At 57.0% G+C, this 16,476-nt stretch carries 14 protein-coding genes and 1 pseudogene; 7 read left to right on the top strand and 8 right to left on the bottom strand.

Annotated features, from left to right (window positions below; genetic code table 11):
• The first annotated feature begins 296 nt into the window (after nt 1-296).
• The gene (locus tag ABRZ26_RS19300; protein ID WP_319605743.1) at nt 297-1,025 is read left to right on the top strand and encodes a hypothetical protein; all 729 of its coding nucleotides are present in this window, start codon (nt 297-299) and stop codon (nt 1,023-1,025) included.
• A 42-nt stretch (nt 1,026-1,067) separates the two neighbouring features.
• Here the strand turns inward: ABRZ26_RS19300 and ABRZ26_RS19295 are convergent, their stop codons facing one another.
• Nucleotides 1,068-1,502, bottom strand: a complete 435-nt coding sequence (locus ABRZ26_RS19295) for a GNAT family N-acetyltransferase (protein WP_413556333.1) — start codon at nt 1,500-1,502, stop codon at nt 1,068-1,070.
• A gap of 87 nt (nt 1,503-1,589) precedes the next feature.
• Between ABRZ26_RS19295 and ABRZ26_RS19290 the strand changes: the two genes are divergently transcribed.
• Nucleotides 1,590-2,228 (top strand): glutathione S-transferase family protein, encoded by a 639-nt coding sequence (locus ABRZ26_RS19290; protein WP_319605741.1) that lies wholly within the window; start codon nt 1,590-1,592, stop codon nt 2,226-2,228.
• 67 nt (nt 2,229-2,295) lie between these two features.
• Here ABRZ26_RS19290 and ABRZ26_RS19285 read toward each other — a convergent pair whose 3' ends face one another.
• The 7 genes and pseudogenes from ABRZ26_RS19285 to ABRZ26_RS19255 all read right to left on the bottom strand — a co-directional run bounded on the left by ABRZ26_RS19285 (nt 2,296) and on the right by ABRZ26_RS19255 (nt 11,083).
• Nucleotides 2,296-3,558: an MFS transporter gene (locus ABRZ26_RS19285; RefSeq protein ID WP_319605740.1), complete on the bottom strand. Its 1,263-nt coding sequence runs from the start codon at nt 3,556-3,558 to the stop codon at nt 2,296-2,298.
• A gap of 72 nt (nt 3,559-3,630) precedes the next feature.
• A complete protein-coding gene (locus ABRZ26_RS19280; protein WP_319605746.1) occupies nt 3,631-6,714 on the bottom strand; it encodes a beta-galactosidase in 3,084 nt (1,027 codons plus the stop codon).
• A gap of 230 nt (nt 6,715-6,944) precedes the next feature.
• Nucleotides 6,945-8,033 (bottom strand): LacI family DNA-binding transcriptional regulator, encoded by a 1,089-nt coding sequence (locus tag ABRZ26_RS19275; RefSeq protein WP_319605739.1) that lies wholly within the window; start codon nt 8,031-8,033, stop codon nt 6,945-6,947.
• 270 nt (nt 8,034-8,303) lie between these two features.
• Nucleotides 8,304-8,387, bottom strand: a pseudogene (locus ABRZ26_RS19270) (helix-turn-helix domain-containing protein); the annotation flags it as partial.
• 45 nt (nt 8,388-8,432) lie between these two features.
• The gene (locus ABRZ26_RS19265; RefSeq protein WP_319605738.1) at nt 8,433-9,236 is read right to left on the bottom strand and encodes a pyrroline-5-carboxylate reductase family protein; all 804 of its coding nucleotides are present in this window, start codon (nt 9,234-9,236) and stop codon (nt 8,433-8,435) included.
• An 18-nt stretch (nt 9,237-9,254) separates the two neighbouring features.
• The gene (locus ABRZ26_RS19260; RefSeq protein ID WP_319605737.1) at nt 9,255-10,157 is read right to left on the bottom strand and encodes a VOC family protein; all 903 of its coding nucleotides are present in this window, start codon (nt 10,155-10,157) and stop codon (nt 9,255-9,257) included.
• A 224-nt stretch (nt 10,158-10,381) separates the two neighbouring features.
• On the bottom strand, nt 10,382-11,083 hold the full coding sequence (locus tag ABRZ26_RS19255) for a GntR family transcriptional regulator (RefSeq protein ID WP_319605736.1): 702 nt from the start codon (nt 11,081-11,083) through the stop codon (nt 10,382-10,384).
• 716 nt (nt 11,084-11,799) lie between these two features.
• On the opposite strand from ABRZ26_RS19255, the gene ABRZ26_RS19250 reads away from it, so the two are divergent.
• From ABRZ26_RS19250 to ABRZ26_RS19230, 5 genes are read left to right on the top strand one after another with little or no spacing between them, the layout of a single operon-like run.
• Nucleotides 11,800-12,912: an ABC transporter substrate-binding protein gene (locus tag ABRZ26_RS19250; RefSeq protein WP_319605735.1), complete on the top strand. Its 1,113-nt coding sequence runs from the start codon at nt 11,800-11,802 to the stop codon at nt 12,910-12,912.
• A 45-nt stretch (nt 12,913-12,957) separates the two neighbouring features.
• On the top strand, nt 12,958-13,851 hold the full coding sequence (locus ABRZ26_RS19245; RefSeq protein ID WP_319605734.1) for a branched-chain amino acid ABC transporter permease: 894 nt from the start codon (nt 12,958-12,960) through the stop codon (nt 13,849-13,851).
• A complete protein-coding gene (locus tag ABRZ26_RS19240; protein WP_319605733.1) occupies nt 13,844-14,734 on the top strand; it encodes a branched-chain amino acid ABC transporter permease in 891 nt (296 codons plus the stop codon). The genes ABRZ26_RS19245 and ABRZ26_RS19240 overlap by 8 nt, the downstream gene beginning before the upstream one ends.
• Nucleotides 14,731-15,513, top strand: a complete 783-nt coding sequence (locus ABRZ26_RS19235; protein ID WP_319605732.1) for an ABC transporter ATP-binding protein — start codon at nt 14,731-14,733, stop codon at nt 15,511-15,513. Before ABRZ26_RS19240 ends, ABRZ26_RS19235 begins: the two co-directional genes overlap by 4 nt.
• Nucleotides 15,510-16,229, top strand: coding sequence for an ABC transporter ATP-binding protein (locus tag ABRZ26_RS19230; RefSeq protein WP_319605731.1), 720 nt, complete (start codon nt 15,510-15,512; stop codon nt 16,227-16,229). Before ABRZ26_RS19235 ends, ABRZ26_RS19230 begins: the two co-directional genes overlap by 4 nt.
• Nucleotides 16,230-16,476 lie beyond the last annotated feature (247 nt).

Below are 16,476 nucleotides of genomic sequence, written 5' to 3'. Positions count from 1 at the left end.
CAGCCAGCGCCAGCGCCTGCTGGCGAAACTCCGGGGTATATTGATTACGGGATGTCTTCTTCACAGATTTTGCTTGCGTCATGGTTCACCTTGTTAACGATTTTACTCGCTTAACAGCGTGTCCACCATTCGTGGGTAGGATCATATTGCCTGATAGATGAGGAAAGGACTTTGCTGCACCTTAAAATGATTTATTCAATAACGCCGCTGCGGGAACCTTAAGAAGGGAACTTACTCCACTTGGCTCTTACTTACTGCATACATAACAGATAAGTATATTATGGAAAAAGCTTAATATGGATAAGATACCCGGCTATTCAGCAAACGCCTCATGGGCGTATTCCTATAGAAATTCCCCATCCGCCACAAGTTCATCTTCGAATATACGAGCAACGGCCTCCGGTTCTCAATGTTTGGGGTTATCTGAGCAGATCAGTGAACTGACGCAGCAAATAGCTAACAGAACCCGGTTATCGACCACCGGCTACCAAATGGCGATGGATCGAATAAACAATGCCCACAGACTGGATGCCAACTCTCTGATGACAATGCGCAGAGCCGAGCAATATACCCAGGCGGCCAAGCGGGCTTACCCGACAGAAACGCTAAAACAACTGGCGGCGTTGCAACAACAATATATCTACCGCACCGTCAGCGATGAACTGCGGGGCGCAATTGAAATGTCGCCGGAACAGCTCACGGATTGTCTGCAAAAATGCCGCGAACATGGATTTTCCAATTGTGATATGCAGGCTCTCGAAGTCGGGCTGCACTTACGATATGGTTTAGGTTTGACTGATTTCAGCATCGTAAGCAACCATAAACTTAGTCATAACTATGTAGTTTTCCCCCCAAACGATACTTTCCCCAAAGGGGCGATCGTCGACTCCTGGACCGGACAAGGCGTTGTGGAATTAAATATGAAAAATAAACTGAAGTTTATGCATCATGAGGGCAACTATCACGTTAATGAAAATATGCATAACTGGCTAGAAAATAACGGTTCCCGATATGTACTTTCGTAATAAATTTCGTTTAATAACGGTACTTTTAGTTCGTTTGCCAGCTTAATCCGCAAGATAGCCAACGCTTCTGAGACGTTCCATTTCTTGCGGATTGGCATAAACCATGCCGGTCGCCAGAACATGATAACCATATTTGTTGTAGAAACCGATTTTATCCGGCACCGAATAGATAAAGGTTTTTCCATAGGGGGAAAGCGTCGCCATAATCTCGTTCATCAATAAATTGCCATACCCCCGGCCCTGATATTCGGGCGCTATCGCCACATCCGCCAGGTAGCTGGCATAGGTAAAATCGCTGATGGCGCGCGCCGTGGCGATCATTTGCCCGCCCTCATAGCCAAGCCAGTAATACTGGCTGTTCTGATAAGCCTGTTTTAATTTCATCCTCTCTCTGTCGCCCAGTCCGGCGCGACGTAACAGCGCGGCCAGCGCCTGCCAGTCAATGTCTGGCGCATCACTTTTTTCGATGATTCGCATATTCATGGTTCCTCGTTAACCCTGATGGAATAGCGTTCATTAGAGTACAATCATCGGGTTAATACCACACATTCACCGGAGGTCGGCATGTTAACGGTTTGGGGAAGACGTTCCTCGTCAAATGTTCAGGCGCTGATGTGGTGTATCGGCGAGCTGGGCTTGCCTTATCATCGCCATGATGCGGGCCATATCTACGGCGGCACCGATACGCCGGCGTTTCTGGCGATGAATCCGAACGGCACCGTGCCGGTGTTGAAAGAGGATGACGGCGAACCGCTCTGGGAAACCGGCGCCATCCTTCGCTATCTGGCCAACCGTTATGGCGCGGAGGCGTTCTGGCCGACGGATTTGTCGGCGCGCGCCAACGTCGACAAATGGGCTGAATGGTCCAAGCTCAATATCGCGCTGATGTTCACCGCGCCGATTTTCTGGCGCGTCGTGCGTACGCCGGCAAACGAACGCGATGATGCGGCGATCGAAACAGCGCTGGCGGCCTTCACCGTCAAACTCAGCATCGCAGAAGAGAGGCTGGCGGCGCATGACTATCTGGCCGGCCCGAATTTCACCCTGGCGGATATCCAGTTCGGCCATGTGCTCTACCGTTATTACGATATCGCGATTCAACGCCGCGCGTTGCCGGCCGTCCGAAGCTACTATGAACGCCTGACGCAGCGCCCGGCATTCAAAGAGCATGTAATGGTGTGTTACGACGAGCTGCGGGCTTGAGCAACGTCAACTCAACGCTCGCTGTCGTCGATAACAGCGAGCGTTTTTCCGTATCGGCATACCTGTTTCAGGCGATTTTTTCTTTCGCTTTGCCAAACGAGCGCCAGGCGGCAATCGGTCCCATACCGCTCAGCGTGAAGGCGGAAAGCAGCGTAAAGCCAAGCGCCACCAGGCCCAGCACCAGATAGGTGCCGTGGAAACCGATGCCGTCGTACATGTGACCGGCGAACACCGACATAAACATCATCGCCAGCTGTTTGAAAAAGCAGAAACAAACCAGATAGATGGTGGCGGAGAAACGAACCTCGAACTGGGTGGTGATGTATTTGAAGCAGCCGACGATCAGAAACGGCACTTCAAACATATGCAGGGTTTTCAGAATGATCACTTCCACGTAGGTGGAGGCGAAAGAAGAGCCGAGAATACGCACGGACATAATCATTCCCGCCAGCAGCAGCGCGTTTTTACCGCCAATGCGGTTAACGATCAGCGGCGCGAAGAACATGATGCTGGCATTCAGCAGTTCCCCCATCGTCGTGACATAGCCGAATACGCGCGTACCCTGCTCGCTGGAGCTGAAAAACGAGGTAAAAAAGTTGGCGAACTGCTGGTCAAATACGTCATAGGTACAGGAGACGCCCACCACGTAGAGCGACAGAAACCACAGCTTGGGATTTTTAAACAGTTCCAGCGCCAGACGTAAGCTGAATGCGCTCTGATTCGCGCCGAGCGAGTCCGCCACTTCCGCCGAAGAGGACGTCTGCGGTTTGGCGATAAACAGCAAGATCGCGAGGATCACCGCACAGCCTGAGCCCAGCCAGAAAACAAACTCGTTGTTGATGGTAAACATAATGCCGACAATCGAGGCGCATAAGGCCCAGCCGATACAGCCGAACAGCCGGGCGCGACCAAATTCAAACTGGCTGCGGCGACTGACTTTTTCAATATAGGCCTCGATCGCCGGCGCGCCGCCGTTATAGATAAAACCGAGGTAAATGCCGCCGACTATCGATCCCAGCAGAATATTGGTCTTTAGCAGCGGGCCGAACACATAAATAAAGAACGGCGCGAACAGCACCAGCATGCCGGTGATGATCCACAGCAGATGTTTCCTTAAGCCCAGCTTGTCGGACAGCAGACCGAAAATCGGCTGAAACAACAGTGAAAAGAAAGAGATGCTGGCAAAGATAATCCCGGTGTCGCTTTTACTGATTTGGTTGATATCGTGCAGCCAGATGGGAAAAAACGGGAAATAGGCCCCCATGATGAAAAAGTAGAAGAAAAAGAACAGCCCGAACATCCAGAAATTGGTATTTTTTAAATAATACATACTGTTATCCTTAGGCTAGCAGTCAGGCGAACGCGTCGGTTCGCCCGCAGGGGAAAGATCATCCGAACCGGGTTAGCCGCGCCGCCAGCGCACGACGTAGCGATAATGGCTGTTCTGCAACAAATACTCCGGCGCAACGCTGGGACTCCAGGAGTCATCGCCGCCGACCCCCATATGAAAACCATCCAGATTCACCCAGGTACCCGCTTCCGGCGTTAACAGATGGCGATGCGAAACCTCGCGCAGCTGTCGCTGGCTGTAACGACTGATATTGAAATGGAAATGGCCCCGCCAGCGGTTGTCGCCATATTCCAGCCGCTGCGTATCGCAGCGCAGGCCGTTTTCCGTCGGGAAGACATAAGGGGTATAGAGTTCGTCGAGCGGACGCCGCCATTTGTCGTAGCATGCGCCCTGTTTGCGATCCGGGTAGTTTTCATGCGGGCCGAGTCCCAGCCAGGTCACATCGTCGTTCACCTCCGCCAGTTGGCAGGTCAGGCCGATGCGCGCCGGAGCCGGCGAACCCGACGCGATCGTCACATCCACGTCGATATGCAGCTCGCCGAGGCTGTCGATACGGTAGGTTTTACGGCTGATAAACACCGTCTTGCCCTGATACGTCCAGCGATGAACGGTGTACAGCGCCACGGATTGCGTCAGCGCTTCGGCTTCGCACTGCACCAGATCGGCTTCCAGATCGTAATAGCCGGCCGCTTTCCAGCGTTCCGCCCAGGCATTGGGATCGATACGCGTGACCTCGCTGACGCCGATATCATTGTCCAGCGGCGCGCGGGTAAACTGATCCGCCAGCGGATGCAGCAGCGTCGGCCGCCCATCCTGCCACCACTGCGTCAACAGGCCGCTTTCACGACTGAACCGCCAGCGTTGCGCGCCAAGACTGATATCATAATGCCGTTCGCTCACCGCCAACTGCGGCGCGGCGCCCTTAACCGGCGCCGGGTCAACGGCCGGTACATCCGCTAAACGCCACTGCTGCCAGGCGCAGACGTGGCCGGCGTCGCTCCAGTCCGTGGCGTTAATCTGCGCCACCCTGACCGTCAGCCACACCTGTCCGGGCGTGGTCGCTTCCGGCAACGCGTCAAGGACGATCGACTGACGACCCTGCGGCGCGATATCCAGCGTCGCTTCGCCGCTTGCCAGCGTTTCACCCTCCTGCGCCAGCGTCCAGATCAGGCGTTCATTGTCGCTGCGGCGGAACAGGTATTCGCTGCACACCTCCAGCCGCAACGGACTTTCCTGATGCAGGACGAACTGGAAAAACTGCTGCGCGTGCTGCGCTTCGTACAGCGACGGATGCGGCGTCCGGTCGGCAAAAACCAGACCGTCCATACAGAACTGGCGATCGTTCGGCTTATCGCCGAAGTCGCCGCCGTAGGCCTGATGAGGCTCGCCGCTTTCACCGTATTGCGTCAGCGACTGATCCACCCAATCCCATACGAATCCCCCCTGTAATCTCGGGTACTGACGGAACGCGGCCCAGTATTTGTGGAAACCGCCCAGGCTATTGCCCATGGCGTGCGCATATTCGCACAGGATCAGCGGACGCTGCTCGTCCGGCATGCCGATCCATTTTTTGATCGACCACTTCGGCACCTGCGGGAACGGCTGATCCTGATCCACGCGGGCGTACATCGGACACACGATGTCGGTGGCCGGACTATTGGCCCCGCCGCCTTCATACTGTACCGGACGCGTAGGATCGTTGGCCTTGATCCAGTGATAGAGCGCATCATGGTTGCAACCGTGTCCGGACTCGTTGCCCAGCGACCAGATAATGATCGACGGATGGTTACGATCGCGCTGCACCATGCGCGTCACGCGTTCGCTCATGGCCGGCAACCAGCGCGGATCGTCGGTCAGCCGGTTCATCGGCTCCATGCCGTGGGTTTCAATATTGGCTTCGTCCACCACATACAGGCCGTAACGGTCGCACAGACGATACCAGAGGGGATGGTTAGGATAGTGGGAGCAGCGTACCGCGTTAAAATTATGCTGCTTCATCAGGAGGATATCCTGGCGCATGGTGGCAAGATCCATCACCTGACCCTGCTGCGGATGATGCTCGTGCCGGTTTGTGCCGCGGATCAGCAGCGGCTTGCCGTTCAGTTTCAGCAGACCGTTGCCGATCTCGACTTTACGAAAACCGGTATCACAGGCTTCCGCTTCAATGAAGGCGCCGTTTTTGTCCTGCAAAATCACCACCACCCGATAGAGATGCGGGATCTCGGCGCTCCACAGCGCAGGCCGGCTGACCGGCAGGCGCACCGTGGCGCGGTCGCGGTAAATGCCGCGTTCATCAATGATGTCGCTGCCGACAGGCTGCCGGCGCTCGCCGACCAATCGCCCGCCATCCCACAATTGCACCGTAATTTGCGCGCTCTCACGCTGCGGGCCGCCGACCACCGCCAGCACTTCCAGCTCGGCATGGCTGAAATCGTCGTTCAGATGGGTCGCGATACGCAGATCGCTGAGATGGGTTTGCGGCTTACGCAACAAGGAGACATCGCGGAAAATGCCGCTCATGCGCCACATATCCTGATCTTCCAGATAGCTGCCGTCGCTCCAGCGCAGCACCATCACCGCCAGCCGGTTTTCCCCCGCGTGCAGCAGCGCGGTCAAGTCGAACTCCGAGGGCAAACGGCTATCCTGCGCGTAGCCGACCCAGCAGCCGTTACACCAGAGATGAAACGCCGAGTTCACGCCGTCGAAGATAATGCGCGTCTGGTCGCCGGCGAGCCAGTCGTCGTCCACATCAAATGTGAGCGAGTAACAACCAGTAGGGTTTTCAGCCGGTACGAACGGCGGATTGACCGGAATGGGATAGGTCACGTTGGTATAGATCGGCTCGTCATAGCCCAGCATCTGCCAGTTGGATGGAACCGTAATCTCATCGGCGCGCGGGTCATCCTGATGCAGCCAGCTTTCCGGCACCGCTTCCGGCCGATGGAAATAGCTGAAGCGCCAGAAGCCGTTCAAACTACGCATGCTGGGCGATGGCGCATCATCCCTGGCATCCGCCGGCGCGCGCCAGCTGGCGAATGCGGGATGCGCGTCAAGTTGATTCAGTTGGGTAACCGAGGGATTTTCCCAGTCGCGCCGTGCGAGTACCGAAGCGAGAGTGCCTGCTTGAAGAGTCATCATCGGAGTCCTTTGTCAGATTGTGATTCGCTCACAATTTAAGGAAAATATCCGTGCTGACGTCCAGGATGTAAAGCCTGCGTACGGCATTCGGTGACAGGCCTCACAAATTAATTGCCGGCGAATCAAGTGAGATAAGGTTCAACGCGCGGCATCAGGCGGGGATCGGCGGGCGGAACGCGCGTTAACGTCCGGCGGAGGGCTGCGGTCGGTCGCTGCCTTGTGTGGGATTAACGCTTTTCCAGCCGGGCGACCTGACGCGCCAACGCGCTCAGCGCATCGGCCAACGCCTGCGGCGATGCGGCGCTTTCTTCCGGCGCGGCGGTGGTTTTGCGTTCCACCAGCGTAATCGGCAACAGCTGAGACGACGGGGCGGCGTCCGGCGTATGGATGAGTTCAATCATGCGATGAACGCTGGCCTTGCCCAGCGCTTTGAAATCCTGCTTGATGGTGGTCAGCGGCGGGATGAAACAGGCGCTGTCTTCCGTATCGTCATAGCCGACTACCGAAACCTGTCCAGGCACCGCAAGCGCGGATTCAGACAGCGCGCGCAGCGCCCCCAGCGCCATCTGATCGTTGGCGACCAGCAGCGCGGTCGGGAGCGCGCCCTGCGCCAGCATGCGCGCCGTTTGCTCATAGCCGGAGAGAGAGCTCCAGTCGCCCTGCAAAACCGCCAGCGGTTGCAACTGGCGCTGCGTCAGCGTCTGCCGCCAGCCTTCAAAACGTAAGCGCGCGGAGACGGAAGTCAGCGGCCCGGTCAACAGCGCAATGCGCCGATGCCCCAGATTCACCAGATGTTCAACGCCCAGCCGCGCGCCTTCATGGGGATCGAAAAGCGCGGTATTGGCCGCCAGAGAGGGGGACACGTCCAGAAACAGCACCGGCACCTTACCGCAGGCGCGCATAATGACCTGCGCATCGTCATTCTCCAGCGGAATATTGACGATCAACCCATCCACTCGCTGAGAGAGCAGGCTGTTTATCGCCGCTCTGCTCGCCTCCAGCCCCGGCTGTTCTATCATGGAAATCACCACGTTGAACTGCATTTTTCCGGCTTCGGATTTGATCGCGGCGACGATTTGCGAGGGCGCATGCAGGGACAGATTAGTGGTGGCAAGGCCGATGGTATGGCTGAGTTTGCCCGCCAGTTGCTGCGCCACGCGGTTCGGCACATAATTCAGCGCGGCCATGGCGGCTTCCACTTTCAGCCGGGTTTTCTCTGAAACGTGGCTCGCCTGATTAATCACGCGCGACACGGTCTGATAAGAGACGCCGGCATATTCAGCCACGTCATACAGCGTAATCGATTTGGGTTTCATGCCTGCCGTCCTTTATCGCGCAACTTTTCCGACAGCCATTTTACACATAAATTCACCGCAAACAGGGAATGCTGACGATGTTTCTGATCGGCGCCGACATCATGATCCATCCGTCATATTGAAACGGCGTTTTTGAATAAGGAACGCGCAAATCCGCCAAAATTCCCGGAGGATGCGCGGCAACAGGCAAAACCTCGTACTCAGACCGTCAGCTCATAGCGACCACTCAAGACCGGCGTATTGGATCAGCAGTGGTATTGTACTTTCAACTCAATTTGCAAACACATCCGGACCTTTTGCCGCGAGAGTGTTGAGGATGCGCAGCGCTGGACCGCTTGGCGTGATCTCGCCCCGGCGGCGACGCCGCGCAAACACGCGGCGTGATGATCAGAGCGAGGTTTATTTGTTGCCCGCCAGCTCGGTGGTGCGTTTCACCGCCGCCAGCACGCTGCGCTGTAGCCCGGCGGCGAAATCGCTGTTGTTTAACGCATACAGCCCGTTCATGCCCACCCCAGCCGGCGAGTTGTTGATATCCAGCAGCTGACGCGGATGTTTGCCGCTGATGTTGAGCATCGCCACCGCGCCCACCAGGTTTTCATAGGCGATCTGGGTTGCCTGCGCGCGGGGCATACCGGCCAGCACGCCGGCGTCAATCAACGATTCGATAAAGTAGTACACGTAATTCGGGCCGGCCACGCCGTAACCGGTGAAAATATCCAGCAGCCGCTCTTCCACCAGCATTACTTTGCCGAAGCTTTCCAGAAACGCCCGCAGCGGCGCTTCCTCAACATGGGCGTTCAGCACCGCGCCGCTGTAGCCATAGCCGGTGTCGGTCAGCGTATTCGGGATCACCCTGGCAATGGGCCGCGCATCGCCCAGTTGTTCGGTCAAGGTCGCGATGGTCACGCCGGCGATGATGGAAATCACCGTCGCCTGTGGCGACGCATGCCGGCGAATGCGGGCGGAGACCGACGCAATGTCGTCCTGCGGCCGCACCCCTATCACAATGTAATCGGCCGCCGCCAGCGCATCCTCGCCGCGCAGGCGGGACGTCAGTTGGTAACGTTCTTCCAGCGTGGCGATTCTCGCCGCATCGATATCATCCAGGGTGATCGCGTTGCGCGACAGTTTGCCGTTGTTCAGCGCCGCCCGAATAATGGCTTCCGCCATCTGCCCTGCCCCAATAAAGTGAATCTGACTCATGGTATTGCCTCCAGATATTTAGCGTTCGACGTCAACAAACTCAAGAATGATATTACCCGCCGCTTCCGGCGCCACGCGCACGCGTCCGGCGGCGTCAGAATAGCTGACCTGATTGGTCGTCAGAATATCGCGCAACGCGCGGCCGTTGCGCGTACCCAGCGTCAGAGCGATGGCATGAGGTTTGGTATTAACCGAAACCGGCAGCGCCGCGCCCGCGAAATGTTCCTCGGCCTGCGCCGGAGTCATGGCCCGCAGCAGACCGGAACCGGTATCCGCCGTCAGTACGCCGTCGAGCCAGGCGACGCGTTCGCCGTAAGCATTGCGCCAGCGTGCTTCCAGCACGTTCATTTCACCGTCCTGCGCCGTGTAGGTCACGGCCTCAATGCCGGTCGCGCCATTCGGATGATGACGCCACGCATCCACCCAAATCAGGTCGGGCCGGAACTGCTGGCAGATAAAGCCGGACGCTTCCGGATAGCGGGGGTCGATCAGCAAGCCGATAGACACCACGACTTCGTCCAACTGGCCGTTATCCATGATGATTTCACGTCGGAAGTCAATCACGCCCTGGTGCTGCTCAAAGCGCTTAATCAACTGCGCGTAATCGCCCCTGGCGTCTTTACTGTGCAACGCAATCAGGGAAATACCGTCTTCGCCGCGTTCGAGAAAAGATCCCATCTGGCGGCCGAAACAGAAGCCATTCACCGCATTGTTGCCGAACTTACTGGCGTCATTGACCCCGATGAGCTCAATAAAATTATCCTCGAACATCATGAAACTGGTGACGGTTCCCCACGGGTGATAGCTGATGGGCGATGGGGAGAACCCCATCCGACGATAATTCTCAAAGGACTGCTCATAGTGATTGACCGTGACCAACACATGATCGAGGCTTAACGCCGCCTTCTGATTAATATTCATTTGCGTATTCCTTTTCCTGAAAATCAGGGCTGTAACCTAAAATGTGCGACCGACGATATACCCACCGTGATTTTCAAGTTAATCAGCGTTCCGTCGTCGCCTTGATGAAAGCTGGATTATTCCCGCGATAAAAAAATAAGCCGATGCGCCGTTCATCCTTTATTTGCGTTCATTTTTTCCCGCCGATGGCGTTATTTCCCTGCCGTATTTACCGCTTATTCGCTTCACGTCAACTTGCCGAAATAAATACGCGCCAGGCCTTCTTTCGTCACCGCAATCGCATGGTCCGCACTGAGTGAAACGTGCTTTTCCATCAAGGGAACCCCGGTTTCCACGTCACGCCGGCGCAATGCTTCAATAATGCCGACGTGTTCGTCATAGGCATTGTTGCGCCGGCTGGGCGTTTCCAGGTCGATACGGCGGAAAAAACGGATCAGGGAATTCAGGCCGGCGAGCGTGTCATACAGCCGTTTATTACGGGCGATACGGGCGATCGACATATGGAAGGCTTCGTCGTCTTCGGCGACTTTGGTCCAGTCCTTGATGGTGGTCGGATCGGGCAAATCGCGGCAGCTCCGCTCCCAGATTTCCGCCGTCTGATTGATGTCTTCATCGCTGGCGCGCAGGCAGGCGAAGCGGAACGCCGCCTGTTCAATCACCGCCCGCATCTCGTAAAGCTCGCGCACGCCGTCGGGCGTGATATCTCTGGAATAAAAACCGCGATTGGGTACGAAGCTCATGAAGCCATCCTGAGCCAGACGATTCAGCGCCTCGCGCACCGGCGTACGAGAAACGCCCAGCCGGCTGGCCAGTTCAACCTCGTTAATACGTTCGCCGGGTTTGAAGTGATAATCTATCGCGAGTGTTTTCACCACTTCATACACTTTTTCCACGCTATCCGCGCTGCGCGCTGTTTTCTGACTCACCGGCACGTTATTTCCTCTTGATGGCTGTCATGGCATTAACCGATTAACTATCGGAAAGGCTTCCGAAAAATACCGTATACCCGATAAATTCGGCGATACGGAAGAGCGGCCAACACACATGAGGCTTGAAGTATGACGAGTATATTTAAATTGATAACATGCCGGAAAACATAACACAATCGTGATGTGCATACACTTCGATCTACACATAGCCGGCGCTAAACGCAAATATAAAATCCGCAGAGCCATACGGATGTAACAGACAATTTTCTTCTATATTTAGAATAAAAAAAGCATTGCACTAAATTAACCTTGCTTGCACCCAAATAAAGCAAATTCGTATTGCCTTCAGATAATTTATTCCATCTGTTTATTAGATATTCCTTTTATGTATAAACGATCGCATTATCTACGCCTCTCGCTTACCACCCACATTATCCCTTGTTATTTATAGAAATATTACAACGTCAGCCAATGACGCCCCCGCCCTGCCCGCGCCTGCGTACCGCTTTTTTTCCCGGCTGGCATGGCAATTGCTGTATAGTTTCGGCAAAGTGTATTCACTTCATCACTCACTATGTTATTCACTTTCAGGTGAGCAAGGACCGCAAGACTTTACGTCCTGCCGATCACAGGCAATTACGCAGCGATGCCGACGGGGATAAAACAGCTTAATCATCACTCCGCCCGCATTAATTCTGACCAGGAGATTTAGTATGACCTCACGTATTCGTCATGTTCTTTTCGCTTCGGCGTTGTTGGGCGGCGCGCTTTTAGGCACTTCCCTGGCGGCGAAAGCCGATGTCACGATAGGGGCGATTCTGCCGCTGACCGGCGTCAACGCCACCATCGGCGAAGACATGCGCCGGGGGATCGCCCTGGCGGTGGAACAGGTCAATGAACATGGCGGCGTTAACGGTCAAAAGCTGGCGGTCATGATTGAAGACTCCGCCGGCAGCCCGGTCACCGCGCTGGATGCGGTACGTAAACTCACCCAGGTTAACCGCGTGCCGCTGGTCGCCGGCGAGTTTTCATCCAGCGTCACCATTCCCATCGGGCAATATCTGGTGAAAAATCAGCTGGTACACATCAATATCAACTCTTCCAGCACCGATATGCGTAAAGTCGGCAAATACTCTTACAGTGTGATCGGGCTGGCCGATCTGGCGACCAAATTCTCCGCGCAGGACGTCTACGACATGGGTTACCGCAAGGTCGCCTTCGTCGCGCCTAACGGCGCCTACGGCCAGAGCATGTTGGATCAGTTCAGCAAAGACTTTCAGGCGCTGGGCGGCAAAGTCGCCGCCAAGATGCTCTACACCAGCGGCCAGTCTTCCTACCGCCGCGAGCTGGGACAACTGGCGCGCGTCAAACCGGACGCCTATGTCTACACCACTTACGGTCAGGATGCCGTGGTGCTCAACCGCGAATCTTATGAAATGGGGCTGAATCAAACGCCCTGGTACGGTATGTACCTGACCATGTGTACGGCCAATACCCCGGCGCAGTACATCGAGGGACGGATGGGCATGGAAGTGGCCAGCACCGGCGACGAAGGCCAGGGCTATATCGATATGTTCCACAAACGCTATGGCAACGACCCGCAGTCCGCCTACAGCAGCTATGCCTATGACAGCATCACGCTAGCCGCCGCGGCGATCAATAAAGCGGGTTCGGCCGATCCGGCCGCGCTGCAAGCGGCGATGCAAAGCGTCGCGCCGCACTTCGACGGCGTCACCGGCCCGCTGAACCTGGATGCCGACAACCTGCGCCAAACGCAGCCTTATAAAAAGGTCAAAGTGGTCGACGGCGCCCAGGTGCTGCGCTGAGCCGTGGCTGATTGATAAGCCATTCGTTTCGTTGCAGGAAAAACTATGTTTCAGTTCATTCTTGATACATTACTCCGCACGGCCGAGCTGTCGCTGATCGCCGTGGGCCTCAGTCTGGTCTATGGCCTGGTGCGCTTCGCCAACGTGGCGCACGTCCAGTACGCTATGGTGGGGTCGTTTATCACCTTCGCCCTGCTCCAGCTCGGCTGCCCGTTGCTGCCGGCCATCCTGGCGGCCAGCGCGCTGTGCGGGATCATGGCGGCCTTATTGCATCATTGGATCTTCCGTCGGCTGGTGCAGGCCGGACCGGCGAATGCCATGATCGGCTCGCTGGCGATGTCGATGATCCTGATCGCGCTGATTCTCGGCGTCGTCGGATCGTCGCCGCAAAGCTATAACCTGCCGCTCAGCCCGATGCTCTCGCTGGCCGGCAGCCATATCTCCCGTAATCAACTCTGGTCCGCCGCGGTGACCTTTTTGCTGCTGCTCGGCTTTAGCATCCTGCTCTTTCGCACTTCGCTGGGGCGCTCGATTCGGGCGCTGGCCAGCAATCGCGATTTGGCGGCCGCGTCCGGGCTGAATGCCGATGCGCTGGTACACACCGTTAATTTCATCGCCGGCGCGCTGGCCGGACTGGGCGGCTCCATGCTGGCGATGAACGCCAGCGCTTACTTCAATCAGGGTAACGATCTGCTGTTGCCGGTGCTGGCCGCCGCCATTCTGGGCGGATTGGGCAACCCGATGGGCGCGGTGCTCGGCGCGTTGCTGATCGCCGCCACCGAAACGCTGGTCACCAACCTCGATTTTGGCTGGCTATTCGGCGGCGAACTGATCTTTATTCCCGTGACCTACATTAACGCCGCCTCGTTCCTGATCCTGTTGCTGGCGCTGCTGCTGCGTCCTTACGGCCTGTTTAACCGGGAGGTGCGCCGTGTCTGACTTCCTGCTCCATCTCATCAGCATCACCGGTATCTACGCCCTGATCGCGCTGGCGTTAAATATTCAGGCGGGTTATGCCGGGCTGCTGAACTTCGGTCATATCGCCTTTGTCGGTATCGGCGCTTACTCCGCCGGCATCGGCATCCAGTTCGGGCTGTCCTTTATCGAAGCCTCCGCTATCGGCATGGCGATATCGATGCTGATCGGCGCCGGTATGGCGATGCTCGGCCGCCAACTGGCCGCCGACTACTGGGGGATCGCCACCCTGGCGGTGGCCGAAATCATTCGCACCATCGCCATCAACGAAGATGCGCTGACCGGCGGCGCCCAGGGGCTGGGCAATATCGTTCCGCTCTGGACGACCGGCTCCCAACAACAGGACAGCGTGATCTTTGCCGTCGTGATCCTGCTGATGGTGGCGCTCATCGCCCTGCTCTGCGTGCAGTTGGGCAAAAGCCGCTTCGGCCGCGCGCTGCGGCTGATGCGGGAACAGCCGCAGTTGGCGACCTGCATGGGTTATCACCTGCAATGGCTGAAATGCCGCACGCTGATGTGCAGCGCCGCCATCGCCAACGTCGCCGGCATTATGCTGGCGTATTACACCAGCTACGTCAGCCCCGACTACCTATTGTCCTCGGAAACCTTTCTGATCTGGAGCATGGTGATGATCGGCGGCATCGGCAACGTGGCCGGCGTATTGCTGGGCGTGCTGCTGGTGGAGTGCCTCTATACCTTTATTCCGTTCGCCAAAGATATCTTCAATATCGGTTCCGATATTACCGGCGCGCTGCGGCTGGGCGCCGTGGGGGTCATTCTGCTGGCCTGCCTGCTGGGACGCGCCGGCGGCCTGTTGCCTGAACGACTAAGGAGAATACCGACATGACACCACTGATGCAGGTCGATGCCGTCAGCAAGGCTTTCGGCGGCAATCGGGTACTGGAAGGCGTTACCTTTACTCTGCGTCAGGGGGAGATCCTCGGATTACTGGGCCCTAACGGTTCAGGTAAAAGTACGCTGCTTAACGCGATCTCCGGTTTCGCCCCCATCGACGACGGGATCATTCTGGTGGACGGGCAGCGCATCGACCGGCTTCCGCCCCACCAAATCATCAAAGCCGGCGTGGCGCGTACCTTTCAGTTGCCGGCCATGCCTGAAAAAATGAGCGTGATGGAAGTGGTGATGGCGGCCGGCACCCGGCATCACGGTTTCTGGAGCAGTTTGCTGTCTCTGCCCGCCGCCCGACAGGCGGAACGGGAGGATAAACAGAAGGCCCAGGCGCTGCTTGACGAACTGTTGCTGACCCAGGTGCGCGACCTGCCGGCCGCCGCGCTGTCCGGCGGGCAGAAGAAACTGCTGGGCATTGCCTGCGCGTTGATGGGCGAGCCGCGGCTCCTGATGCTGGACGAACCGATGGCGGGCGTGCATCCCAATCTGCGGCGCGACATTGTCGACACGCTGCTGCGTCTGCAACGCAACGGGCTGTCGCTGATGATTATCGAACACGATATGCACTTTATCCGCGAACTCTGCCAGCGCTGCATCGTATTGGACAGGGGCAAAATCGTCGCCAACTGTCACCCCAATGAACTGGCCAATAACCAACAGGTGCTGGATGCCTATCTCGGCCGCAGCACGCCGCTTGCACTACAGGAGGCCGAATGATCGCGCTGCATGATGTGGTCGCCGGCTACACGCCCGGCATCGATATTCTGCAAGGCATTTCCCTACAGGTTGATAATGCGGAAATCGTCACGCTGCTTGGCCCGAACGGCTGCGGCAAATCCACCTTGCTGAAATGTATCGCGGGTTACCTGCGCCCGCGCAGCGGGCAAATCATGCTGGATGGGCGGGACGTCGGTCAGATCCCGATTCACCGCAAAGTTCGCGAGTGCTCGCTGGGATTTGTGCCGCAAACGGATAACGTCTTTAACAATTTGACCATCAGGGAAAACTTACAGACCGGCGGACAATTTCTGCCCGACGGCCAGCGGCGTCAACGGATGGAAGAGCTGTGCGAACGCTACCCGCTATTGCGCAAAAAATGGCGCGCCATGGCGTCGGCGCTGTCCGGCGGAGAACGGCAGATACTGGCGCTGACCCGCGCCCTGATGCCGAAACCGTCGACGCTGCTGCTGGACGAACCCTCCGCCGGGCTGTCGCCGAAAATGCTGGCCGACGTGTTCGCGGCGATCCAGGCTATCCGCCGGCAGGAAAACGTGACGATCCTGATGGTGGAGCAGAACGCGATGGAAGCGCTGCACATTTCAGACCGTGCTTACGTGCTGGCGCTGGGCAAGGTCGCCCTGACCGGTAAGGCCGACGAATTGCTGGACGATCCGCGCATGCGCGAGCTGTATCTGGGCGGCCGGGCGGTTTAATCACCGTCGACGCGCTGCTTTTACCCCACCCCAACCCTCCCCTTCGCAGGGGAGGGTGCCAACTCCTCCCCCTAACAAGCGCTCCTTGTCGGGCGCGTGCTACGACGTGGCATAAAAATACCTTTCTTTTCGCGCACGAAATAAGCCTACATATACCGTTATCGGTAAATATGCGACTAAGAGACAGGGCAAGGGGGAGGCCGGGTGGGGGTTGTTAATGGTAACGTCGCATAGATCAAAAAGGCCG

Origin of the sequence: Brenneria sp. L4-2C (assembly GCF_040240335.1) — a bacterium.
GTDB lineage: Bacteria > Pseudomonadota > Gammaproteobacteria > Enterobacterales > Enterobacteriaceae > Brenneria.
This window is presented reverse-complemented; position numbering and strand designations above follow the sequence as displayed.